This is a genomic window from Psychrobacter sp. Pi2-1 (assembly GCF_904846645.1).
GTDB lineage: Bacteria > Pseudomonadota > Gammaproteobacteria > Pseudomonadales > Moraxellaceae > Psychrobacter.
In genome coordinates, this window is the sequence record NZ_CAJHBO010000006.1 from 73091 (window position 1) to 98709 (window position 25619).

At 43.4% G+C, this 25619-nt stretch carries 17 protein-coding genes and 1 pseudogene; 13 read left to right on the forward strand and 5 right to left on the reverse strand.

Translation table 11 applies throughout. The annotated features are described in order from the left end of the window. Positions 1–271: 271 nt before the first annotated feature. The 5 genes and pseudogenes from JMX91_RS05255 (at position 272) to JMX91_RS05275 (ending at position 7627) form a co-directional block, all read left to right on the forward strand. The gene (locus tag JMX91_RS05255; RefSeq protein WP_201548017.1) at positions 272–2017 is read left to right on the forward strand and encodes a TIGR00341 family protein; all 1746 of its coding nucleotides are present in this window, start codon (positions 272–274) and stop codon (positions 2015–2017) included. 154 nt (positions 2018–2171) lie between these two features. Then, on the forward strand, positions 2172–4844 hold the full coding sequence (gene alaS / locus JMX91_RS05260; RefSeq protein ID WP_201548018.1) for an alanine--tRNA ligase: 2673 nt from the start codon (positions 2172–2174) through the stop codon (positions 4842–4844). Positions 4845–5201: 357 nt separating this feature from the next. Beyond that, positions 5202–6488, forward strand: a complete 1287-nt coding sequence (locus JMX91_RS05265) for an aspartate kinase (RefSeq protein ID WP_057759246.1) — start codon at positions 5202–5204, stop codon at positions 6486–6488. Positions 6489–6905: 417 nt separating this feature from the next. Then, positions 6906–7073, forward strand: a pseudogene (gene csrA, locus JMX91_RS05270) (carbon storage regulator CsrA); the annotation flags it as partial. A gap of 179 nt (positions 7074–7252) precedes the next feature. Next, positions 7253–7627: a HopJ type III effector protein gene (locus tag JMX91_RS05275; RefSeq protein ID WP_057759243.1), complete on the forward strand. Its 375-nt coding sequence runs from the start codon at positions 7253–7255 to the stop codon at positions 7625–7627. A gap of 124 nt (positions 7628–7751) precedes the next feature. Here the strand turns inward: JMX91_RS05275 and JMX91_RS05280 are convergent, their stop codons facing one another. After that, positions 7752–8063: a YeaC family protein gene (locus tag JMX91_RS05280; protein ID WP_102094259.1), complete on the reverse strand. Its 312-nt coding sequence runs from the start codon at positions 8061–8063 to the stop codon at positions 7752–7754. 55 nt (positions 8064–8118) lie between these two features. Next, on the reverse strand, positions 8119–9123 hold the full coding sequence (locus JMX91_RS05285; protein WP_179798759.1) for an NAD(+) kinase: 1005 nt from the start codon (positions 9121–9123) through the stop codon (positions 8119–8121). A 319-nt stretch (positions 9124–9442) separates the two neighbouring features. Here JMX91_RS05285 and JMX91_RS05290 point away from each other — a divergent pair, with 319 nt between their 5' ends. Beyond that, positions 9443–10165: a Bax inhibitor-1/YccA family membrane protein gene (locus tag JMX91_RS05290; RefSeq protein WP_201548019.1), complete on the forward strand. Its 723-nt coding sequence runs from the start codon at positions 9443–9445 to the stop codon at positions 10163–10165. Positions 10166–10284: 119 nt separating this feature from the next. Here JMX91_RS05290 and JMX91_RS05295 read toward each other — a convergent pair whose 3' ends face one another. After that, positions 10285–13098, reverse strand: a complete 2814-nt coding sequence (locus tag JMX91_RS05295) for a heavy metal translocating P-type ATPase (RefSeq protein WP_201548020.1) — start codon at positions 13096–13098, stop codon at positions 10285–10287. 437 nt (positions 13099–13535) lie between these two features. On the opposite strand from JMX91_RS05295, the gene mrcB reads away from it, so the two are divergent. The 6 genes from mrcB (at position 13536) to purH (ending at position 21679) form a co-directional block, all read left to right on the forward strand. Beyond that, positions 13536–16040, forward strand: coding sequence for a penicillin-binding protein 1B (mrcB, locus tag JMX91_RS05300; protein WP_413786774.1), 2505 nt, complete (start codon positions 13536–13538; stop codon positions 16038–16040). 63 nt (positions 16041–16103) lie between these two features. After that, complete coding sequence (locus tag JMX91_RS05305) at positions 16104–16916, forward strand: tetratricopeptide repeat protein (protein WP_227679286.1); 813 nt, start codon at positions 16104–16106, stop codon at positions 16914–16916. 133 nt (positions 16917–17049) lie between these two features. Next, positions 17050–17976, forward strand: a complete 927-nt coding sequence (gene prmA / locus JMX91_RS05310) for a 50S ribosomal protein L11 methyltransferase (RefSeq protein ID WP_201548021.1) — start codon at positions 17050–17052, stop codon at positions 17974–17976. Positions 17977–18148: 172 nt separating this feature from the next. Then, positions 18149–19411 (forward strand): DUF3426 domain-containing protein, encoded by a 1263-nt coding sequence (locus JMX91_RS05315; protein WP_201548022.1) that lies wholly within the window; start codon positions 18149–18151, stop codon positions 19409–19411. A gap of 178 nt (positions 19412–19589) precedes the next feature. Further along, positions 19590–19952, forward strand: a complete 363-nt coding sequence (gene fis / locus JMX91_RS05320) for a DNA-binding transcriptional regulator Fis (RefSeq protein WP_201548023.1) — start codon at positions 19590–19592, stop codon at positions 19950–19952. 146 nt (positions 19953–20098) lie between these two features. Beyond that, entirely contained in the window at positions 20099–21679 is a 1581-nt protein-coding gene (gene purH / locus JMX91_RS05325) for a bifunctional phosphoribosylaminoimidazolecarboxamide formyltransferase/IMP cyclohydrolase (protein WP_201548024.1), read from the forward strand. Between the two features lie 192 nt (positions 21680–21871). Here purH and JMX91_RS05330 read toward each other — a convergent pair whose 3' ends face one another. Both JMX91_RS05330 and JMX91_RS05335 read right to left on the reverse strand, forming a co-directional pair. Continuing rightward, a complete protein-coding gene (locus JMX91_RS05330) occupies positions 21872–23746 on the reverse strand; it encodes a SurA N-terminal domain-containing protein (RefSeq protein ID WP_201548025.1) in 1875 nt (624 codons plus the stop codon). A 351-nt stretch (positions 23747–24097) separates the two neighbouring features. Continuing rightward, positions 24098–24370 (reverse strand): HU family DNA-binding protein, encoded by a 273-nt coding sequence (locus JMX91_RS05335; RefSeq protein ID WP_045445077.1) that lies wholly within the window; start codon positions 24368–24370, stop codon positions 24098–24100. Between the two features lie 524 nt (positions 24371–24894). On the opposite strand from JMX91_RS05335, the gene JMX91_RS05340 reads away from it, so the two are divergent. Beyond that, on the forward strand, positions 24895–25539 hold the full coding sequence (locus JMX91_RS05340) for a hypothetical protein (RefSeq protein ID WP_201548026.1): 645 nt from the start codon (positions 24895–24897) through the stop codon (positions 25537–25539). The last annotated feature ends 80 nt before the right edge of the window (positions 25540–25619 follow it).

Consider the following 25619-nt stretch of genomic DNA (forward strand, 5'->3'; position numbering starts at 1 on the left):
ATTCCTTATCTTTATTGTGGATATAATATATTTAACCTTAATTCCACAAAAAAAGTAAGTATTTATCGTGAACCCTTGTAGCATCTATATCGAATGACTTTAGAATAAAAACCATGCTATTATTAAGGTTTTCGACTTAATCATAAGAAACATCAGTTCTTACTTCCATCTCCTCTCTACTCTTTTTTATAATTTTCAAGAATCTCCTATATCTTTATCTATTTATCATTACAATAATGACTTTCTTTCTCTACTAAGAACGCCATCTGCTATGTCCTCATCTGAAAAAAACACTGCGCCTAACTCAGTGGATCAAAACGATTCATTAGCCACTACTGACGCCTCTCACAATCAAGACGCGACAATTGACCCAGTAGTTGATGATGCCGCTGTAGACAATGATGAAAGCGAAGACAATCAGCACAAGCAATCGACTGATACAGATGACGAAATAGACTCCGAAGTAGACACTGAATGCGCGCAGCCGCCTGACGCCGAAATAACCATGGAAACCATCAGTGACGATGTGGTCGTGGCAACATTGGAGTCGACAGAACCTGAGTCACAGTCAAATACTGAAGCATCAGAGATTGCAGAAACTATAGAAGCGAAAGAAAAGTCCGATTTCTTTCAGTCGGATACGGCGGAAACAACAGAAAAAAATACTCAAAATGATAGTGATGCTGAAGTAACGTTAGAAGCAGAAGACGACTCTGCTGATGACCCTGCTGATGACACAAACATCGCAGCACAATCATTAGATAACAAAACAGCAAATCAACAAAAGATCAGAAATGCATCTAGTCGCAATAATGATCATCAAAATAGTGACTCAGAAGATAAAAGCCAAAGTAAAGAAACTGATGTAGAAGATAGCGATACTCAAAAGTCTCAAGATGAAAGTGACGAGGATGAGGTTCAAGAGGAAAAAGAAGCCAAACTTGAGTCTTATAAGCAGTTTGTCGCCGAACAATTTAGCAATCAAAAAGTAGATTACCCAGAAGTACGAGTTAGGATTGAGGCGAACGCGCTGCCTAGCAAGATGTACTTCATCATGAACATCTTATCTGCCATCATTGCCAGTTATGGGCTAGTTACCAATTCAGCAGCCGTGGTCATCGGAGCGATGTTGGTTGCGATGATGCTAGGCCCTATCACGGGTATAGCACTAGCAATTATCGATCACCGTATGCCCTTGCTACGTAAGTCGCTTTTTACCGTTATTATCGGTGTCTCATTGGTGGTATTGGTAGGCTTTATCGTTGGTTGGCTACATAAGGATCAACCGCTAACGGCAGAAATCCTATCACGTACCCAGCCTACTTCCATGGATCTGATGATTGCCTTAGCTGGCGGTACGGCTGGCGCGTACGCGATGGTATCCCCGCATCTCTCGGTTGCTGTTGTTGGTGTTGCGGTTGCCACAGCCTTGGTACCACCACTGGCTGCTAGTGGTATCTTGCTCGCTAATGGCGAGATGCAGCTTGGTCTTGGTGCGCTATTATTGGCAGCGACCAACATTCTTGCTATCCAGTTTACCAATGCGCTTGTATTGTGGGTATTAGGCTTCCGTCGTTTGGTCGATGACGATTACAAGTCCAATACCTATCTGACTTTTTTGCAGCGTAACGCCGTGACATTGTTGCTACTTGGTGGCTTAGGTGCCTACTTGACTATCAATCTACAAACCAATGCCAAGCAGCAAGTATTTGAAAGTAGTGTAAAAGAAGCGATCAACAACTACTTTATCGATCAAGGTAATGTATTGACCAATACGCAGTTTGATACCTCAGAAGAAAACCAAGTGGTGCGGGCAATCGTGCGTGGAGAGACTTTACCGAGCTCATATGACGTACGCCAGATTGAAACGCTCATCACTAATGATATGGCAGAGAATTTCCCAGAATACTTGCCAATCAAGCTTCAACTACGCTATTTGCCTGTGCAAGTAATCGAGTCTAATCCAACCACACAAGACAAATTGGATGAAACGGATGCGGCAATTTTGACCAATTAGTCTGCATACTCTACAAATTAGACAATGACTAGCACACGTATAATAACCTAGTAGTTATAACTCTTGTACCAAGAGCTTGGGCGTTTGTGCTAAAATCGCTTGCAAAATTATTTTATGTCATTTACTCAATTCTATCCGTCAGTAAGGAGCCGCTGTGAGCCAGCCATTTCGCTCAGCCGATATTCGCCAAGCCTTTATCGATTTTTTCATAAGCAAGCAGCACACCCAAGTTTCATCGTCTAGCTTGATTCCGCACAATGATCCGACATTGCTATTTACCAATGCCGGTATGAATCAGTTTAAAGAAACCTTTTTGGGTATGGAACCACGTGACTATACACGTGCGGTAACCTCGCAAAAGTGCGTACGTGCTGGCGGCAAACATAATGATTTGGATAATGTCGGCTATACCGCCCGTCATCATACGTTCTTTGAAATGCTTGGCAACTTCTCATTTGGTGATTATTTCAAGCAAGCAGGCATCGAGTATATCTGGGAGTTTTTAACCTCAGATAAGTGGTTAGCGATTGATAAAAATCGTCTTTATGTCACTATCTATGAAACTGATGACGAAGCCTTTGAGATTTGGAATAAAAACATCGGCATCCCGAGTGAGCGCATCATTCGTATTGGTGATAACAAAGGTGCTCCTTACGCTTCTGACAACTTTTGGACGATGGGCGACACTGGTCCTTGTGGTCCTTGCACCGAAGTCTTTTATGACCATGGCGCCGATATCGAAGGCGGTTTGCCAGGTACCCCAGAAGAAGACGGCGATCGCTATATTGAGATTTGGAACTGCGTATTCATGCAGTTCAATCGCCAAAAAGACGGTACACTTTTACCACTTCCTGCACCTAGCGTCGATACAGGCATGGGGCTTGAGCGTATTAGTGCCATCATGCAAGGCGTTCATGGTAATTACGAGATCGATTTGTTCGTCTATTTAATGGATGCAGCAGCTGAAATCCTCGAGATCAGCAACGAGCAACAATCATCATTGAAAGTCATCGCCGACCATATTCGTGCCGTGGCGTTTTTGATTGCTGATGGTGTCACGCCAAGTAATGAAGGTCGCGGCTATGTATTGCGCCGTGTCATTCGTCGTGCGGTACGTCATGGCAACAAGCTTGGCGCTGATAGTGAGTTTTTCTATAAAATGGTTGCGCCACTCGTCGCTGAAATGGGCAGTGCCTATCCTGAGCTACAAGACAAGCAGAGCGTCATCGAGAGTGCTATTCAAAAAGAAGAAGCACAGTTTGCTAAAACATTGGCTCAAGGCTTACGTTTACTCGCCAGCGAACTTGAAGGCTTACAAGATGGCGATACGCTATCTGGTGAAGCCGCCTTTAAGCTTTATGATACCTATGGTTTCCCACTTGATTTGACCGCCGATATCACTCGTGAGCGTGGTATTGCTATTGATGAAGCCGAATTTGATGAGCATATGCAGGCACAACGTGAGCGTGCGCGTGATGCTGGCAAGTTTGACGTCGATTACAGCAGTGTCATCCAAGTAGAAACGCCAACGACCTTTATCGGCTATGAGCAGCTTGAAGAAGAAGGCGTGACTATTGACGCGCTTTATCAAGACGGCAACCCAGCAGACAGCTTAACAGAAGGCATGGAAGGCGTTGTGGTATTGGATCGCACCCCATTTTATGCTGAAGGTGGTGGTCAAGTTGGTGAGCTTGGTGAAATCCGTACGGCATCGGGCGTTTTTGAAGTACAAGATACCAAAAAATCTGGTCAAGCGATTATCCATTATGGTGTCGTGACCATGGGTGATATCAGCACTAAGCAAACCGCTGAAGCGCAAGTACTGTCTAGCATTCGTGCAGCCAGTGCCAAAAACCACTCAGCCACTCACCTATTGCATGCAGCGCTAAGAGAAGTGCTAGGCGACGCAGTCACGCAAAAAGGCTCACTAGTCTCAAGCGAAGTACTACGTTTTGACTTTGCTTATGACAAACCTGTCAGCGCCGCTGAAATCATGCGTGTCGAACGTCTCGTTAATGAGCAAATTCAAGCCAACACCCCTGCCCGTATCGAGCACATGTCGATTGATGAGGCGATGAACCAAGGCGCTATGGCACTGTTTGGTGAAAAGTACGGCAGTGACGTTCGAGTACTAACCATGGGTACAGACCGTATCGTTGATGGTCAGCGCAAGCCTTTCTCTATCGAGCTATGTGGTGGCTTGCATGTACAGCGTACGGGCGATATCGGTGTGCTAAAAATCACCAGTGAGTCTGGTATTGCGGCTGGTATCCGCCGAGTTGAAGCTGTCACTGGCATGAATGCGGTCAAAAACATCCAGCAAAGCGAGCAACAACTGAGCGAATTGGCAAGTCAGCTAAAAGTAAAACGCCCTGAAGTAGCGCAGCGTGTCCGTACGATGGCTGATAAGCAACGTGACCTAGAAAAACAACTAGAGCGCTTAGAGCAAAAAATCGCCAGTGCTCAAGCAGCCAATTTGCTTGATGAGGTACAAACGATCGCAGGTACCCCGGTTCTTATCAGCACCTTAAGCGGTATCGATGGTAAATCTATCCGTACGCTGATGGACGATATCAAATCAAAACTGCCTGATAGCGTGATTGTATTGATTGGTGATAAAGATGACCAATTAGCACTCGCAGCGAGCGTCGCAAAATCTGTCACTGCCAAAGTGAAGGCTGGTGATATTATTCGTCATTTGGCAGGTGAGCTTGGTGGTAAAGGTGGCGGCAAGCCTGACTACGCGCAGGGCGGTGCACCGAAATCTGGTAACAGTGCAGCGGTTATCAGCGCTCTACCTGGTTGGATTGAAACCCAGCTTAGCTAAGCTAGTGAATATTAAGCTAGCGAATATATTGGTGTAGCGCTCCACAATGTATCTTATATTTATCGCATAGCTTTACTCTACTACGCATAGAATACGTGATTGGTTATAACTACTATAACCAATCGCCATACATCTAAGCGCTCCTGAGGCTTAAAGTTATGCGGTAGATATGGTATAAAGGTCAACGTTTGGGCATATTGTTCATTCCATAAGGTTGATAGATACCATTAGAAGAATGAAAGACCTAAAAGCATAACTCTTATCATCTGGCTTTATCTATACAAGCATTGACGAGCATCACATTGACTCTCATCAATGACAATAAAAAGTCATTATTGAATAAATAGGTAGATTTTTATGGCGTTAATAGTACAGAAATACGGCGGCACCTCGATGGGCAGTATCGACCGCATCAAAAACGTCGCCAAACGAGTCAAACGCTGGCATGACAATGGTCATCAAGTGGTCGTCGTGGTCTCAGCCATGAGCGGCGAAACTAACCGTTTGATTGATCTAGCTCGCCAAATTAGCACGCAGCCTGATCCTCGCGAATACGATCAGATGGTCTCAACAGGTGAGCAGGTTTCTATCTCACTCCTCGCTATGGCGATTAAAGAGCTTGGTATTGGTGCCCGTTCAATGACTGGTCGCCAGGTCGCGATTAAGACCGACAACGCCCATAACAAAGCCCGTATCGAAAGCATCGATGACAAAAACATACGTGAGCAATTAGATGCTGGCAATATCGTTATTGTGGCAGGTTTCCAAGGTATCGACGAAGAAGGCAACGCGACCACATTAGGACGCGGTGGTTCTGATACCACAGGTGTGGCGATTGCTGCGGCCTTGGGCGCTGACGAGTGTCAAATTTATACCGATGTCGATGGTGTCTATACCACTGACCCTCGCGTGACCTCAAAAGCCAAAAAACTTGAAAAAATTACGTTTGAAGAAATGCTTGAAATGGCCAGTCTTGGCTCCAAGATTCTACAAATTCGCTCAGTAGAATTCGCTGGTAAATATGGCGTGCCGCTGCGTGTACTTTCTAGCTTTGATGAAAACACAGACGGTAGCTTTGACCAAGAATTTCAAGACAACGTGGGTACCCTAATTACGATAGACGAAGGAGACAATATGGAACAGGCAATCATCTCAGGTATCGCGTTCAACAGAGACGAAGCAAAAATCTTAGTACGCGGCGTGCCTGACCATCCTGGCATCGCCTCTGCTATCTTAAGCCCAATTGGTCGTGCCAATATCGAAATCGATATGATTGTACAAAACCTTTCGGATAACGGTACCACTGACTTTACTTTCACAGTTAACCGCACTGATTTAGATAAGACGCTAAAAGTACTTAACGAAGAAGTAAAAGATGAAATTGGCGCCAAAGAAATACTAGGCAACAGTGAAGTCGTCAAAGTATCATTGGTTGGTGTTGGCATGCGTTCACACGCAGGTGTCGCTAGTCTTATGTTCCAAACACTGGCTGAAAACAATATCAATATCCAAATGATTTCAACCAGCGAAATCAAGGTGTCGGTTCTGATTCAAGATCAACACCTAGAAAAAGCCGTTAAGTCATTGCACACGGCATTTGGCCTAGATCGTGAAGACGGCGAAAGCAAAATCGCTGGGCTATAAGACATAAAAACTGTTAAAATATAGCATTGATGGTTATCTATTAACCGCTGTTAATGACTTTATATAGTATGTAGATAAACAGCATTTAAATTAATAGCGTTTGAATTAATAGTATCTAAATAAAAACAGTACTTAAATAAAATAGGATCTTTTTAGGTCCTATTTTTATTTTTTAGCATAGTTGAAATGAGCATTTACCTAATAGTTTTGTGAAAAACCGTGACAGTATCTGTTATGCCGCCTATAATGGGGCTTTCATTTGGGCTAAATGAATCTACCTATCATTACCGCTATTGGCACGATATCTGGCATCGTGATAATGGTTATATTGCATGTTTGGTGCTGCGGTAATGTTCTGCAATTGAGAAGTAATCTGATGAGTAATAATTTGTTGATGCGACATAAGGAGTGTGACGCATGTTAATTTTGACACGCCGCGTGGGCGAAACGCTAATGATTGGCGACGAAGTAAGTGTGACGGTTCTAGGCGTCAAAGGCAATCAAGTACGTATCGGTGTAAACGCACCTAAAGATATTGCAGTACACCGCGAAGAGATTTATCAACGTATTCAGCATGAGCGTTCTGTACAGTCGCAAATGCAGCATCTTGAACAAGGCAACTTTTCGCCTTCGTTTGATGACGAAGACTACTTTAATCGCTAAGCTAGCTAAATTATAATGCTGAACGCTCAACGGCTATTACCATCATTGAGCACACATAAATATTATATTGTTTTTTTAATCTGCTCTGAGGTCATTTATTTATGAGTATCCGCCAATCAGATGTATCGGCATTACTTAATGGTTTGAACAAAAAAGCCATTGGATTCAATGATGTCATCAGCTTTATCGATGATTTTTATCGCTATGCGCCTGCCCCTTTTGTAAATGGGATGGTACATAATGCAGCCGGTGAGAACGAAGGTAGCGCAAAGATTTTTGGTTTTGCTAAGCACCATGGTTTGAACCAATTGGACACGCTTAAATTATTTGGCGAACACTATGCCAAGGTTCAAGCAACGCCTAACGGTACCGATCATGCCAATATCCGTAATTTTTTACATTGGGGCTGGCAAGGATTTTTGATGCAAAAGAACCCGCTAACGGTTCGTCCTAGTGTCGATACGACTGCTATTTAATCATCTATGATGATTAAGCTATTTCTGATAATTTAATTATTGATAAAGTAAAAAAGCCACGCTATATAGCGTGGCTTTTTATGATAATTGTTTTTATCACAACTATTACAACTTATTTATAAATCTATTTATCACGAAACTTAACAGGCTGTACCGCACCTTTAGGATTCGGCATATTAGGGTAGTGATGCTCGTGCTCGACATCACATTCAGCGCCAACGACAGTACCATCGTCTTTTACGGGTTTATGAATATAACCTGTACGCTCAGCTGGCGGCAGATGCTCATGCTCCCATACCATCACAGCTTGCATACAAGTCTCACGCTGCTCAGCGGTAATCTTACGACCGTCAGGCCATTTACCTAACTCAATCGCCATACGAAATTTATCAACCACTTCGGGCGTTAGACTTGCTAGTATTGTTTGTTTATCCATCTTACCTACTCTCCACTACCATTTTTTGTATCATATTTGGGTCTAATAGATACGCTTATTCATCGTCTATAATATCATCATCGACATCAAGACTGAATTCTTCGGCATGTACGTTCCAGTGCAGCTTTGTACGGCAGGCCTCATAAAAGTCAAACCCAGGTGGGTGCAACAAGGTAAGCTTATCAGGATGCTTACGAATATGTAGGCGTTGCTCTTGCTCAAGTGGCACACTCGGCTTACCGTCTGCACTCACCATTGGCTGAGTACGATTGTCTTCGTGGATACGAATACAGACCTCACTATTACCGCTGACCACAATCGGTCTGCTAGATAATGTATGGGGATGCATTGGCACCAGACAAATAGCGTCCATACTCGGATGAATGATTGGACCGCCACCTGATAAAGCATAAGCAGTAGAGCCAGTCGGTGTTGCTGCTATCAAGCCATCACTATGCTGTCTATAAACGTCATGTCCATCAATTTTCATCTGAAAATCAATCATATGTACGGATTTGCCGGCGTGCAGTACGATGTCGTTCAGTGCCATGTCTTCATGGATAATTTTGCGCCCTTCTCGTATCTCCATCGTCAATAAAAACCGATGATCCAGTTGATAGTCTCCCATCAATACTTGGCGCAACTTGAAGGCAGCTTCATCAGGTTTTACATCTGCTAAAAATCCTAAACGACCACGGTTTACCCCTAGTACAGGTACACGGTAGCGTGCTAACGCCTCAGCGGCATGTAGTATCGAACCATCACCGCCAACCACAATAACCAAATCACAAATCTCACCAATCAAACCCCGTTTGACGATTTTGACTCTTTCTATGTCTGTGAGATCAAGCGTTGGTAAATTAGCCGTTTGTACATCCATTATTAACGTCAAATTCATATCATTGACGGTTTGGGCAATCTGTACCAAGCTTTGAGTGACACTACGTTTACCAGCACGGCCCATTAGACCAATACGCCTAAAGGCGGGGTTTTTAATAGCGTGGAATAGCTCTGATTCATGTAAGTGTGGCAATCTTGCTGACTGCGCTGAGTTTTCCATAAAACGACTCGGTATAACGGTGAAGTACAAGGTAATGATAGCGATAAATGCGCGCTTAGACTAGCATGTTTATCAATTATCGTTGTTAACTGTCGTAACTGACCCCATATAAAAGCTATCGAATGTTTTACTTAGTCATATCTGTCTGTTTAGTTTTTCAATTAGCGTATTGGGCGATACAGTAGCCCGATGCGCTAGCCAATGAGCAGCCTAAGGTCGAGCCATAGCGGTTGTCACGCAAACACAGTTGACAATAATGGCGGTTTTGCTAAAGTAACTAACATCACTATTTTTATATTTTATTATTAAGGATTTATGTATGGCCAATCCTATTGTCAGTCGCGCAGAACTTGCGATCGGCGGTAATCCAATGACGGTCAAGGGTGTAATTCAGAAGACCAGCTTGTTACTTGGTTTATCAGCTATTACTGGTGTGGGCTTTTTCTTTTATGCGCTTATGGCAGGTTTATCGCAAGGTTTTATTACCATGGCAGCCTTCGGTAGCATGATTGCTGCGTTTGTTCTGGCCCTTTTTATTACCTTTAAGCCACAAAAAGCCAAGACGTTGGCAGTGCCTTACGCCTTGCTAGAAGGTATCTTTTTGGGCGGTATCTCTCTGTTCTTTATGAGAATGTACCCGACCGTACCAGTTACTGCGATGTGTGCAACGTTCGTCACAGCAGCAGTCATGTTAGGCCTCTATCGCTCAGGTTTGGTTAAGGTCACTGAAAAATTCCGCTCTATTGTAACCTCGGCTGTTATTGCCATTATGCTTGTTTATGTCGCACAATGGGTGCTTTCTCTAGCATTTGGTTCAACATTACCGTTCTTGTTTGAAGGTGGCGCTATCGCTATCGGCTTTAGCTTATTTGTCATCGTTATTGCTTCTTTTACCTTGTTATTAGATTTTGACAATATTGATCGCGGTGTGGCGATGGGTGTTTCTGAAGATTACGAGTGGTTGTTCAGTATTGGTATTCTTGCGACCCTAGTGTGGATGTATATCGAATTTATGCGTCTGCTAAGCTATCTGCAAGACTAATTTTAATAGCTATCTAACAGTATCTCTGTATAGAAAAAACCGCCTTCCATCAAATGGAAGGCGGTTTTTTTATGAGCAAATTTCACAGGCTTGTTTACATTAAATGCTTTTTAAAGAGACTAAGCACGTTTTAGACGCAATGCATTTAATACGACAAATAGCGAACTGAGCGACATACCAATCGCAGCGAGCCATGGTGGCACATAGCCTAAAGCCGCTGGTATCAGGACGATACTGTTGTAAGCGAGCGCCCAACGGAAGTTTTGCTTGATAATATGTTCCGTTTTATCAGAGATGCGTTTAGCCGCAGTGATAGCTTCGATTTGTCCGTTTAAGATAATGCTATCACTAGATACTTGTGCTAAGTCTGCCGCACCTGCAATCGAGGTCGACACATCTGCCGCTGCTAGCACTGGTGCATCGTTTATACCATCACCTACCATCAGTACCACAGCACCGTTAGCTTGCAACTGCTGGATATGGTTGACCTTATCAGTTGGTGATAGTCCGTTGTACGCTGCTTGCATTCCTAAGTTCTCAGCCATCACTAGCGCTTGCGGGCTTGGGTCACCTGTCAACATGACAGGCTCGATACCTAGTCCTTTGAGCGTATCGAGCATCGACTGCGCACTATCACGTACTTTGTCATTAAAATAAAAGCATGCCAGCGCCTGCCATCCATTATCATCAGTATTCTGACAAGACAATACTACTGCTGAGCTGGCTCGCTGAGTTACCAGATCGATAGTTAAATCATCGTTTACATCTATATCATTGGCGCTATTATCTGCTCTGTCTAACGCAAAGTCTTTATGACCGATTCGATATACAGTACCATCAATCATCGCTTCCACCCCGCCTGCTGGATAATGCTGTACGGCTTGCGTCGATGGCAGGTGTAACTGATAGGCTGCCGTCAGTAACGCGTGGGCAATTGGATGACGACTCCCTACTTCTAGCGCAGCTGCAATGGCCAACAGCGTATCTTTTTGCGCTGTTAATGATAAATCGTCAATTTCGGTCTGGCTTTTTGGTGTGATTAACTCAATATTTAATAAATTCGGCTTACCATAAGTCAGCGTGCCCGTCTTATCAAAAGCAACATGCGTGATTTCAGCTAGCGTTTGTAAGGTATGGCCACGCGTCGTCAAAAAACCATAGCTTGCCAAACGATTGGTTGAGACGGTCAAGGCAATCGGCGTCGCCAATGACAATGCACACGGACAAGTAGCCACTAAGACTGCCACGGTTGCCCAAATCGCTTGGCTTGGATCAACGAGATACCAGCCGACAAATACCAAGACTGACAACACCAGAATGCGCGCCACAAACCAACGTGCCAGCTTATCTGCTTGCTGCGCCAACTTGGGTTTTTCGCTCATGGCACGATTCATCAATCGATCAATTAAGCCTATCTGGCTGTCTTTTGGCAAGGCGGTGACTAGCATCTCAAACGGCTGGCTATCGTTTTGTGCACCACCAACAATATAATCACCTTGGGATTTGATGATTAAATCACCTTCGCCAGTCAGGAGACTTTGTGACACCGTTGCAGTAGAACTTAGCAAGATGCCATCACTAATAATCTCAGAGCCCGCTTCAACCAAAATGATGTCACCCACTTGTAAACTATGAGCGGTGACCATTTGCTTTGACTCTATATCGTCTTCTGCTTGTGATTGCACATTCTGTTGGTTGCGTAACTGTTGCCAGTCTTGAGCGATACGTGATGTGAGCTGATGAACATTGGCGTCCATACGCTGCATAAAATCAGGCATCGGCTCTACTGTAGTCGACTCACCTTTAGTAGTTTCATTTTCAGTAAGCTCACTTTTAATAAGCTCATCTTGTTGAGACGTATTTTCTTTCAGCAGTTGTAAAATATGCTCAGCTGCTGATTTGTCTTCAGCGACTTTTTGTACCAATACCGGCTCAACCACGACCAAATCATTAGCCATAGTCGCGGCTTTTAGACGTGCGTTGTGCTCGATATAACGCCCTGCTAACAGAAAGAAGATAAACATGCTGACCGAGTCATAATACGTCTCCCCTTGCCCAGTGATGGTAGCGTAGAGACTGGCAAAGAAAGTAATAATCAACGCAAGACTGACGGGCACGTCCATATTGACTTGGCGGGCACGAATCGCTGACCATGCGGAGGTAAAGAAAGGAATACCAGCATAGAAAAATACAGGCGTACTCACAAATAAAGACACCCAACGCAAAAAGTCACGTTGGAATATTAACATGTCGCTATACTCACCAAAATAAAGCGCAACGGCATACATCATCGCTTGCATCGAACCTAGTGCAGCGATGCCGAGACGCAATAGCATTTGATTATTATGACGTGCCAGCATAGCTTCGTGAGTATCTTGGCGATAAGGCTTGGCTTCGTAGCCTATTTCGTTGATGACCGCTAAAATGCGACTGATGGGTAACTTATCTTCATCCCAAATAACCCGCATGCGTTGGTTGGTCAGATTTACCTGACATTTACCAATACCCTCTAGCTCATCGAGACGCGACTCAATCAGCCAAGTACAGGCAGCACAGCGTAAGTTATTAACCGACAGCTCTGCTACTGACATGCCATCTTGCGCGTAAACGAACTGTGATTTTATCTCGTCATGATCGTAGACCTCAAGACGCGTCAGCTGAGTTGGCAAACTTGCCGTACGGTTAATTTCCGATCGGTCAAGATAATACTGCTCAAGACCAGCCTCTACTATGCTTTGGGCAGCTAACTGACAGCCCATACAACACATCTCTCGTGACTGACCTAATATCTCAGCATAAAACGGTGGCTGAGGTACGGGATCGCCGCAGTGAAAGCAGTGGTCAGCCAGCGGAAGCACTAAGCCTTCGATGATAGAAGTGTCTTCATAAGAGTGATTGGTAGCAGATGATACTGATGATGGGATACTAGACATAGTCGCGCTTACTTCCTTTGACAGGCTTGCTTAAAATGCATTCATTTAAAGCAAACTTGCTCGTGTTGACTGTACTGTACGTCATGCAATAGAGCCGTTTTTAATCACATGAATATCACTACCGCTAATAGCACAGTATTAATAACAAACGGCTAATAGCAAACAATTAGCAACAGCGAATTCATACAAAATACATCGTGAGGGCAATCGTAAATTGTTATCTTATATGGCGTTTATCTACCAGATTGAAAGTGACTGACGCTTTATTACAAGTATCGGTATTTTAATAGGGATTATACTATAAGCCATCGCTATGAGCAGTACCATCACTCATGGTCTACGACCAATAAATGCCTGCGTTGACGATGATAGATTGAAAAATTTGTCAATTTGCGTCATTATGAGGCAGTTTTTTATCCAAAAATGGTGCGACATCCGTGCAAAAACCTAATTACAAGTTACCAAATACCAAGTTATCAGCGTCATCTAAGTCTGCTATGCACACGCTACCCTCGCAGCAGCGCGGCTTGGTCTTTAGTAGTCTGCTATTAATTATCATCATCGCAGGTATGGTGCTGTTGGCGCTATATTTGATCAAGCTTGATCGCACCATTACTCATAAGTTTGAGGGCAAGCGCTGGGATATTCCAGCCAAAGTGTATTCGCAGCCGCTTGAGCTGTATCAAGGCGCCAATGTCGATAGAGATACGATGAAGACATGGCTAGAGTTGCTGAACTACCAAAGTAACAAGGCTTATGATCGCACAGGTACCTATCACCGAACTGGCAATACTTACTTTATTCACACTCGCGGCTTTACGTATAGTGCTAATGATAAAGACGCCGAGCAAGTCATCAAAATGACGATTTCTGGCAATAAAGTAGAGTCTATCCAGAGTACTCTGCCTGCTAAAAGCGGCATCATTCGTCTAGAGCCTGTCAATATCGGTGGTATCTATCCCGACAGTAATGAAGATCGGATGGTTGTGTCTTTGGACGAAGTGCCTCAGCCGTTGATTGATGCACTCATCGCTACCGAAGATCGCGCGTTTTATGAGCATAAAGGGGTATCGGTACGTGGTATCGCCCGTGCCGTAATCAATAACTTTACTGGTGGTGCCAGACAAGGTGGCTCGACCATCACCCAGCAGCTGATCAAAAACTTTTACCTCAATTCAGATCGCACTATCAAACGCAAAGCCAATGAAGCATTGATGGCCGTGTTACTTGAGCTGCATTACAGCAAAGATGAAATTTTACAGACCTATTTGAATGAGATTTATCTGGGTCAAAATGGCAATCGCTCGATCAATGGTTTTGGTTTGGCATCACAGTTTTATTTTGACAAACCTCTTAATGAGCTGCGCTTAGATCAGCAAGCGATGCTGGTTGGTATGGCAAAAGGCCCAAGTATCTATAATCCACGTCGCAATCCAAACGATTCAAAAGCACGCCGTGATGTGGTACTTAACAATATGCTGACCATGGGCACATTGAGCCAAGAAGACTATGACAAAGCCTTAAAGCAACCACTTGGTATCGTGGATAAACCTGCTGAAGGCAAAAGCCAGTTCCCTGATTTCTTAGATATTGTTAAACGTGAGCTAAATACTGTTTATTATTCTGATGACCTCAAGAACGAAGGTCTGATTATTATCAGTACTCTAGACCCTATCGCTCAATTGGCCGCAGATAAAGCCGTTGATAGAAAACTTGGTGAGCTACGTCGTAACAGTAGCAAAACTAAGGATTTACAAGGCGCGTTAGTCAGTGCCAATCCTGAGACTGGCGAGCTAGTATCTGTTGTGGGTAGTGGTAGTGAATTTACAGGATTTAACCGCGCGGTCGATGCCAAACGCCAAGTTGGCTCGTTGCTGAAGCCTATCATTTATATGACTGCGCTTGAGAGCGGTCGTTACAACTTGGCCAGTTCAGTAGATGACTCCCCTATTACGGTCAATCTAAACGACGGTACTGACTGGAACCCTAAAAACTACGACAACCGTGATCATGGCTATGTACCATTTACCACGGCACTGTCTCAATCCTATAACCAAGCGGCAGTACGCTTAGGTATGGAGTTCGGCGTTAATACCTTTGCTAAGCAATTACAGCGCATGGGTATCAAAGAAAAAATCCCACCTTACCCATCAGCATTATTAGGCTCAGTTAATTTGAGTCCGATGGATATGCTTGGCATTTATCAAGTCTTTGCCACTGGTGGCTTCCGTACGCCTATTCATAGTATCCGTACGGTCATTGATGATCGCGGCCGTATTTTACAGCGTACTGGGCTTAACACTCAGCGTAGCATTCCACCTGAGACCAACTTTTTGACCAACTATGCATTACAGCAAGTCGTCTCAAATGGTACAGCCAGACGTGCACAATCGCTCGGCAGCAATTTAAACTTAGCCGGAAAAACGGGTACGACAAACGACTACCGCGATGCTTGGTTTGCAGGCTATAGTGGTAACTATGTGAGTGTCGTTTGGGTTGGCCGTGATGATAATAAACCGATTGGTTTGAGTGGTGGTACTGGCGCCTTACCAGTTTGGGTGGATTATATGAAACGCCTAAAACTGACTCCAGTTGCTCTACCAGAGCCAGAAGGTATCGAGTGGTTATGGCTAGAGAACAACTCAGGCAAACTGTCTAATGAACGCTGTGCAAATGCTCGCTACTTACCAGTAATGTCAGCTCATCTACCAGAAGAAGCCAGCAGTTGTGCGCTAAGCCTGTATCAGCAAGATCGTGCTCGTGAACAGACACAGTTTCAGAACCAGCAAGGTGATATCAATCAACAACGTCGCCGCGAAGGTTTAGAGATTCCAAATGGCGAAGCTGTTGGGTCTGATGGTGCAGAAGGTAGCAGCGAGCAAAGTAAAGGTGATGAAGACCGTGCTGATACTTGGTATGACCGCGCTGTTGAATGGTTCTAGCTGTTGAATGGCACTAATAGTGTTTTTGATATTTAGCTTTTAATATTTAAAAAAGGTTTTAACATGATGGTGTCATCTTTACGGACAACTACTTCAGTAAAACAAACCATAGTGCTATGGCGTAATAAAATGACGTCAAGCAATACCTTACTTGCAGGCAGCGCGATCTTTGGTATATTAAGCCTAAGTGCTTGTCAGACGGCCCCTAGCACATCGCCCACAGTGCAAACCACGCCTGTTCAAACATTACCAACGTCACAACCGACCGTGCCATCAACGACAACTGCTCAAGCGCCTGTCACGGAAGCAAATGATCAAAGCAACTATCCAACCGAGCCTTACGATGCAGTTGAACAGTCCGAAACCCCAAATCCGTTAACGCAAGAAACCCCTGTATTTACACCTCCTGTTCCAGAAATAACGCAGCCTGACCCTATTATCATTGCGCCTTCTCGTAACGACTATATAATCTCTGAACCCTCAGTACCGTCGCATAATGAGTTACTTGAGCACGCTAGAAGAAACTCGCAGCAACGTACTCAACAATCTGCCAGCAACAATAGTAATCTGCCTGCGTTTCGCAATTTGATGCAAGTAGGTATCAGTCAGTTGAAAGCGGGCAATCTAACCAATGCAGAGAACAGCTTTACCCGTGCGCAGCGTCTAGCGCCTAAATCATCAGCGGTATACTTCTATTTGGCGCAAGTAGCATTAAAAAAGAACCAGCCTCGTAAGGCAGAAGCGATGGCACGTCGCGGTCTTAGCGTCTCTCAAGATAGCAGTCGTAGACGAGCACTATGGCAAGTTATATTGCAATCAGGACAAGCTCAGGGTAACTCACGCGTAGTCAATGAAGCAAAACAAGCATTACGCTAATAACTGATATTTGCATATTTTAGATTCATTATTTAAAACCTCTATATACATCATACATTTCATTGTATGTAGATTTATCTAGGGCAGCCCCTAACACCTACACTTATTTTTATTTCCGCTTAAGGTTATCTTTATGGCATGGCAACAACTGCATTTACAATGTGAAAAATCAAACGTCGACTTGGCTGAAGCGCTTTTATTAGAAGCAGGCGCATTATCAATAGCTTTAGACGATGCTGGCGATCAACCTCTGTTTGAGCCACTTCCAGGTGAATCACCGCTTTGGGATGAGGTGATACTAACAGGACTATTTGATGCGACTACTGATGCTGGCAGTCGTCAAGCGGTTGAGCAATTAAGTCATGAAATTGCTGCACAAGTACAGGCTACTCGTATTTGGTTAACGGCTATTGATGATAAGGATTGGGAGCGCGAGTGGATGAGCAACTATCATCCTATCGAATGTGCTAATGACTTATGGATTGTGCCTGACTGGCTAACGCCGCCTAACCCTGAAGCCACCAATATCATTATGGATCCAGGCTTGGCATTTGGTACTGGCTATCATGCTACGACTCGCCTATGCCTAGACTGGCTAACAGAGCAAGACCTAACAGACAAAGTGGTTATCGATTATGGTTGTGGCTCAGGTATCCTAGGGATTGCTGCTTTATTATTGGGTGCACGTCAAGTATATGCAGTCGACATCGACCCACAGGCGGTACTTGCTACCAATCAGAATGCGGTACGCAATAATGTAGGCGATCGTTTGCAGGCATTCTTACCAGAAGAATTTACAGATTACTGCTCGCAACATGACATTTTGCCTGTAGAAGTGATCGTTGCCAATATTTTAGCAAAGCCGCTTATTGGTTTAGCACCTTACTTTGCGACACTGATTGCGCCAAAGGGCCGTATCGTATTGGCAGGTTTGATTGAATCGCAAACTGAGCAAGTCACTGAAGCTTATCAGCCATATTTTGCACTGGATCCAAAGCATGCTTTTACTGCGCAAGAAGACCAACACTGGCAGCGTTTATCAGGTACATTTACCAGCTAGCAACATTTAATTACATCTGTTACGATAGAGGGCAGTCAAATGTTATGTGTTTGACGCCACTCTGTCTTTGCCTACAATTCATCGAAATTAAATAAGTAAAATGCGTATTGTGGGCAGCTATTGGTGAGTGGCTAAGCGGTATTGATAACCATACTTTTTTGGATTCGCCTCTATGACCACGCCAATAAAAACCCAATGCCCCCATTGCCAAGCTTGCTATAGCGTTAAACAAACTCAACTAAATCAAGTCAGTGCTACCATCAGCTGTGATCGGTGCCAGCAAAGTTTTTTGGTCAATAAACATCTTGTGGTAAATTCTGAGGTCATTCAAAAACCAACACCACAAAAAAATATTCCTGCTCAACAAAAAGCTCAAACTCAACCAATTTCGAACGAGCAAAAAACGTCTACTAATAGTAATCAGCATAAACCTCAAAATGTGCCAAATCGCCCTACATCTTCAATCAGTAAGAAAAAATCATCTGATACTTTGATTCATGACGACTTAATTTATGACGATATGGATATAGACGAGCCAGAAGAAGACGTTCAAGAGTATGACTCTTTAGATAATATGGATGCATGGTTAACCCAAGCCAGTAATACCAGTCCTAGCGCAGCAACCACAGAAAAACCAAAAGCGCCCTCTTCTAAAGAAACTATCAAAACCTCTAATCCATCAACAAAGAAACCATCTACTAGTACAATATCAGCATCAGCATCAACACAGAACATGCTCAGCTCGGCAGCGGCCAATGATATTCATGCCAATGTTGAGAGTAGTGATAACAATTCATGGCTACAAAAACTATTAGAAGAACAAAATCAAGACGAAGAAACACCGCCAGATGACACAGACTTATCACAGCTTCTATCTGATATGGGAGTACCCGTTAAAGATGAAGACCCTGCTGCCGACGATCGTTTAAGAAAAACCCAGTTACCGTTTGCACCAACCCAAACGACACGTTCAATTGCATCATTGTTATGGGTACTAGGTTGTTTGGTCCTAGCACTGCTACTCGCGGCACAGTATGTTATTTTTAACTTAGAAAATTTAGTCAAAAACCCAGCTTATGCTCAGCGTCTCCAATCGATATGCTCTGTCGCTGCCTGCAGCTTACCCAGTGCAGATTTATCAGCGCTTACCATCAGCAATACCTTTCATAGAAGCAGTCAGATTAAAACTGCTGGTACATTTAGCGATATAGGCGCTACTCTAAGTAATGGCAGCCCGCAATCACAACTATACCCAAATGTAAAAATAAGTGTTTATGGTAAAGACGGGCTTATTGGAGAGTTCATCGCAGATCCAAACGATTATTTATTAGGAAAGCAAAGTCAGTTAGCTGCCAATACAGATAGACAGCTATTATTTACTATCCCTGTCGCTAATGCGCAAATTCGCGACATTACTATGACCGCTCTTTATTAAATTAGAGTGTTATATATAAATAAGTCTGAGTAGAAAACACGCTGTAAATTCATTTTAAATTAAACCGTGATAGCCAAGATAACGATGAATCTATCAGCGCTAGGCGATATTAATTTGATATACTATGGTTCTGACCCCTTACAATCAGAATTTTTCTTCATCTCAAGGATATTATTTTATGGCACCTCATGCACAGCATAATGCCAATCATTTTGCTAAAAGCTCTGAGCACCCTGCCGATTATAATAAAGACGAATACCAACCACCTACGCACGGCTTTGATTTTGCTAGTCAACACTATACAAATAATGCGCAGCAACCTCTACGGGTTCATGTAGAGCGTGTGGTACGTCAGTACTTTGCGATGCTAGGAGATGAGATGCCCACTGATTTATATGAGCTAATTTTAAAGCAAGTCGAAGAGCCTCTCTTGTCTGTCGTCCTAGAAAAAACCAGAGGCAATCAAACCAAATGTGCTCAGATATTAGGCCTAAATCGAGGCACTTTGCGCAAAAAAATGAAAACCTATGATTTAATGTAGCATTGTTATATGAGCTTACCCATCATTGACTATCATTATGTATGGCAATTAAATGTTCCGCGCTTTATCTATCATGATACGGCATACCATTGTCATCATCACCTTGCCAGACGTTTACGTCAGGCTTTTTTTATGGAAAATTTCTTATGAGTACAACCCCACTTGCCCTACTATCGGTCTCCGATAAGTCTAATATCGTCGAGTTTGCTCAAGGCCTTCTCAAAGCAGGTTTTGGTTTATTATCTACTGGCGGTACTTATCGTCTGCTCACAGAAAACAATGTCGCCGTGACTGAAGTATCAGATTACACAGGCTTTCCTGAAATGATGGATGGTCGTGTTAAAACGCTACATCCTAAGATTCATGGTGGCATCCTAGGACGCCGTGGTACAGATGATGCAGTTATGAGTGATCATGCAATCGAACGTATCGACTTAGTCGTCGTGAACTTATATCCGTTTGCTGAAACGATCGCACGTGCTGACGTAACTATGAACGACGCTATCGAAAACATCGATATTGGTGGCCCTACCATGGTACGTTCAGCAGCGAAAAACCACGCTCATGTAGGTATCGTCACTGATCCAGCTGATTATGACCGTGTACTTAGCGCCTTAAATGGCGGCACTGAACTGACGACTGCGTTACGTTATGACTTAGCAGTAAAGGCGTTTGAGCATACGGCACAGTACGATGGTATGATTGCAAACTTCTTAGGTAGCCGTGTCAACGAAACTCAAGAACCAGAGAACTTCCCACGTACATTCAATGTACAGCTTGAAAAAGCACAAGACCTGCGTTACGGCGAAAACCCACATCAAAACGCTGCTTTTTATACTGAAAACCAGCCTCTAAAAAGCAAACAGGCTTCTATTGCTACTGCTAAGCAATTACAAGGCAAAGCACTATCTTATAACAATATTGCTGATACCGACGCTGCCCTTGAGTGTGTTAAAGCCTTTAGCACCCCTGCTTGCGTTATCGTTAAGCATGCCAACCCTTGCGGTGTCGCGGTTGATAGTGACCAAGTTGCGGCTTATCGTACTGCTTTTAGCACTGATCCTGAATCATCTTTTGGCGGTATCATCGCATTCAACCGTCCGTTGACGCTTGCAGCTGCGAAAGCCATTATCGACAATCAGTTTGTAGAAGTAATCATTGCACCTAGTATCGAAGACGGTGTACTTGAAGCGACAGCCACTAAGAAAAACGTACGTGTATTAGTATGCGGCGAGCTACCAGCACCAGATCAGCGTGATATCCAACTTGACTATAAGCGTGTTAACGGTGGCTTACTCGTACAAGAGCAAGACCTTGGTTTAATCACTGCTAACGACCTAAAAATCGTCACTGATGTACAACCAACTGAAGCGCAAGTGGCAGATCTACTGTTCAGCTGGAACGTAGCAAAATACGTCAAATCTAATGCCATTGTCTACGCAAAAGGCCAACGTACTATCGGTGTTGGCGCGGGCCAAATGAGCCGCGTTAACTCAGCACGTATTGCTGCTATCAAAGCAGAACATGCTGGACTAGCAACTGAAGGTGCTGTTATGGCATCAGATGCGTTCTTCCCTTTCCGTGATGGCATCGATAATGCTGCTGAAGTAGGTATCTCTGCTATCATTCAGCCAGGTGGCTCTATGCGTGATGACGAGACTATTGCTGCTGCTAATGAGCATGGTATCTCGATGGTATTCACGGGTATGCGCCATTTCCGTCATTAAACAATCACCTATTAGTTTAAGACTAGGATTAGTCGCAGCAATTGTATTTATTACTGCGACTAATTTTCAGCTTCTATAGTATTCTTGATAATCATCGTTAAAGCATCACCCAAAAAAAAGCCACTGTATCAATTGATACGGTGGCTTTTTTACGTCTAAAAATAAGAATAAGAATAAGAATCTAACAAATACTTAGCGTCCTTGTGCGTTTGCCATGTTGCTTTCATTAATCTCAACCGTATACACCATACGTAGATAGTCCAAATAGTCTTGCAACTGGTCTTGGCCTAAATTGTCACGAATGATACTGGCTGTTTGCGCTCTTTGCATATCAGACAGTGGTGACTGCTGCTCAGTTTTAATACGGTCTCCAACCAGTAGCGTTGCACCCATCTCAGTCTCGCTAGCAATCGCGACGACGCCATTATCAGCGGCTTGCTGGCTAAAGGCCAATCCACGCTCTTTGTCCGTTAGCTGCGTCGTTTGACGGTTAATCTCACCCAGTGCTTGGAAGCTTACCGACTGCTTACTGATATCAGCCGGCGTCTTGATACCAGCAGCCAATGCTTTAGCGTCTTTTAAAGCTAATGCTGTCGCTTTCTGCTGACGGAGGATTTGAGTGATTCTTGGGGTTGCATTTGCTAGAGCAAGCGTCTTAGTAGGACGATAATTGCTTGGTTGTACCCATACCGTACCGTTACCAACTTCTATACCTGCCGTCACGGCCTGATCTTGAATCGTAAATTCGTCAAAGGCCTGTTTGATCACTGCTGGTTGCGATAATACTGATTTGTTATTTTCTTTACGATAATCTTTGATACGTTTTAGCGTGACATTCTCTTGCTGCGCAATATCTTCGATACTAAAGCCATCTGCTGCCAAATCATTAATCGAGGTTACTTTATCCGCGTAGACTTCTTGACGCTTGTACTCTTTTGCCTTAGCCGTCAGCTCTGCACGCATACTCTCGAGACTTGGAATCTTTTTGCCATTATCTTCAGTGACTGTGAATATCTGATAGCCAAAGCTGGTCTTGATAGGGGCTGTCACATCTCCAACGCTCAAGCCTTCTAGTGCTTTTTCAACAGCATCGGCGTCACCACCAAATACTGACGGATTAAAGCGACCAATGTCACCGCCTGTTTCTCCTGAAGGATCATCCGATTCTGCTTTGGCCACAGCAGCAAAAGACTCGCCTTTAGCCAAGCGAGCTTTAACTTTATCTGCTCTTGCCTTAGCATCATCACCTGTTAACAGTATTTGACTCACTCTACGCTCATCATCAGCAGCTAGACCTTGCTTATACGCTTCGTACTGCTGCTGCAACTCTTCTGTTGTCACATCATCGACTTTGATGGTCTGCGGGCTAAGCTGAATATAAGCCAAGTTGACCATTGCCGCGCTTTTTAGCGTGTCTTTATTGGCATCATAATATGCTTGAATATCATTTTTACTCAGTTTGACCTGATCAGCATAGTCCTGCCAATCAAAACGATGTACCCAGACGTTGCGTGATTCTAGTTGCAAGTCGATCAATTGGCTAACTGCCTGCATTGGATAGACGGCTGTACCAACGATACTAGCATTCAACTGATCCAAGCTTAACTGATTGCGAAACTCTGCAAACAACTGATTTTTGGTCATGCCACGCTGACGCAAAAAGTTTGCAAACTGATCGTTTGAAAAGTTACCCTCTGCATCTTTGAATATTTCTTCTTGACGCAGCAGACGATTGATCGTGTCGTCAGACACTGTCATACCAAGCTTACCTGCTTGCTGCTCTAACAACGTACGGTCGATTAGACCTTTTAATACTTGCTCATGAAGCACATCTTCATTCAACAAGCTAGCATCTTCGACTTGCTCTAGCACTTCAGAACGACGGCTATTGACAGCAGTTTGATACTCGGACAGTCCTACGCTTGCCTCACCTACCTGCGCAATCTGGTTGGGATCGACGTTGCCGCCAAAATAGCTTTCGACACCCAAGAGAGCGAGCGGCGATAGGCATAAAATCAATAAAATGCGACCTGGCCAGCTTTTTAAGAAATCGCGCAATTTATCCATAGTTATCTCTGCTTTATTAACCTATATTGATGAAAAACCATTGTAATACTGTTAGGAGCTGTTAAGTGCAACCTGCCAATATCAGTGCTATCTAAGCTCGCAATGGTAAGAGTAAGAGCGTATGCATTTTATAGTAAAAAACGAAATTTACTAAAGAAATCTGACTTAAATGACACACCTATCGCGCGCCCTATGATACGTGATTTTTCATGCAGACTCAAAATATTCACGACGCATGATACAAACTATAGCGATAAAAAAAGCACCTAAATATTAGGTGCTCTCTTCGATGGCTAGCTCATTACTTCAGCTATAGACCATCGACTATCATTTTACGCTTAAAAAATCGGCTTAGTTCAAGCGCTCTTTTAAGTTTTTACCAGCTTTGAAGCTTGGTACTTTGCTTGCTGGAATGCTTAGCTCTTCGCCAGTCTTAGGGTTGCGACCAGTGCGTGCTTTGCGATCTTTTACACTGAAAGTACCAAAGCCAACTAATGAGATGCTATCGCCAGCTTCTAGTGCTTCGCCAACACTTTCCATAACAGCGTTTAGTGCATCACCAGCTTGGGTTTTATTTAGACCACTTTTGTCTGCGATGCTATCAATTAATTCTGACTTATTCATAAAATTTCCTTCAAGTTTAAGGGGGTAATAAATGCTCACGCCAAGTATTGTAACGCTCTCATGGTGCTTACGCAATAAAAACTACCTAACTGGCGCATTAACAGGTTCTTCTTTGTTATCGTCTTTATATCAAGGCAGCATAAGGAGCGCAAGCGATTTTACATATTTTTGTGCTCTACACTACGTATTTGACACCTAATGTTACGCAAAGCGTTAGGAATTTATATATAACCGAGTCTGCATAACTGAGACGATTGGCTTTCCTATTTTCTACGCTTTGACAGATTTGTCAATTGCCGTCTGTGCATTGCTATACATTAAATTTGTATATTACTGGTCATAAATAAGAGTGTCTTTATTGACTGCTAAATTGTAATGTAATAGTTTAGCCACTACAGAAACTAGCGTTACTTTTTATTATAAAGACGTTACTATAAGCAAAATATCACTGCAAGTATTGGGCAAATACAGACTTCTGTTTGCTAAATATCTAAAACTTGCTAAATAAAAAACGGATTACTTACATGAAGCGTTCTACGTTGTCTCACTCTTTTCTTAATATCATTTTAGTATTTATCGAGTCGGCGCTGACATTACTGTTACGTTTGGATCCTGAATTGCGTAAAGCCGCTTATCCGCTTGCCAAGCAAGGCACCGTGGTGGCACTTCGCCTGTATTTACCACATGTAGAAGTATTTGCCACCTTTAGTACCAAGGGCGTGTTACTAGATGCTCAGCTGCCGATTGGTCGTAGTGAGCCTGACGTGGTTATCAATGCCTATAGCATTCAAGTTATCAACGCCATCACCACTCATGATAGCGAAACCACTGAAAAGCTACAGATGCGCGGTGAGTCGATTCAAGTACAACTGGTCAAACAGTTTATTATGCAACTTGGGCTTGGCAGCTTGATTCAGGGACTGATCAAAAAGATAAAGGGTGGCAAGACTAAAACCAAACCTACCGAAGCTGATTTGGAAGAAAAAAAGAATAACTACAAACTTCGTATTAAAGAACAGCAAACACAGATTAATACCTTAACTATCAAAAATCGTGAACTTGAAACAACCGTAAAAGAGCTTCAGAGCAAGCAAAAAACGTTGATGATTGTCACTGTTGTTGCGCTTGTCATTATGATCGGTTCAGTCATCGCACTATTGATGAATTAGTTTTGGTTCGTTGTATTACCTATAAATAAGCGTTCAATATCTTCTATAGAGGATATTGAACGCTTATTTTTTTACTTCAT